Below are 657 nucleotides of genomic sequence, written 5' to 3' on the forward strand. Positions count from 1 at the left end.
CAACAAGGTTGTGCAGTGGGTGCCGGATCGATACTGGCCGGCGCACAGCACGATTCCGTTGACGGTGGGCGGCGCGGCCGCCGAGATCAAAACGGGCCCCGCCGTGATCGGCGTCGCCAGCATCTCCGAACACACCTTCACCGTCAGCATCGACGGCGCCGAGGCGGGACCGCCGACGTCGCTGCCCGCGCCGCACCACCGGCCGCACTTCGGCGAGCAGGGCGTGATGCCCGCCTCGATGGGCAGGCCGGAATACCCGACGCCGGTCGGCTCCTACACCGTGCTGGCCAAAGAGGAAGCGGTGACGATGGATTCGAGCAGCGTCGGCATCCCCGTCGACGACCCCAACGGCTACCTGCTGACGGTCAACTACGCCGTCCGCATCACCAGCCGCGGGCTGTTCGTGCACTCGGCCCCGTGGGCCGTCCCCGCCCTGGGTCTCGAGAATGTCAGCCACGGCTGCATCAGCCTGAGCCCCGATGACGCCGAGTGGTACTACGACCACGTCCACGTCGGCGACCCGGTGATCGTCCAGGACTAATCAGGCACCGTTTACGAAGCTCCGCACCCGGGCGTCAGCCGGGTGCGGAGCTTTTAATTATGCTGCGGCCGAACTCTTTTCACTGCGAATAAGGAACGGGCCCGCTGGTGTTCACC

At 67.0% G+C, this 657-nt stretch carries 1 protein-coding gene; it reads left to right on the top strand.

Annotated elements, in window-relative coordinates:
• The coding region (locus tag A5659_RS12625; RefSeq protein WP_066876404.1) for a L,D-transpeptidase at positions 1 to 541 on the top strand (541 nt) is incomplete at its 5' end.
• Between the last annotated feature and the right edge of the window lie 116 nt (positions 542 to 657).

Origin of the sequence: Mycobacterium sp. 1165196.3, from assembly GCF_001673415.1 — a bacterium.
Lineage (GTDB): Bacteria > Actinomycetota > Actinomycetes > Mycobacteriales > Mycobacteriaceae > Mycobacterium > Mycobacterium europaeum_A.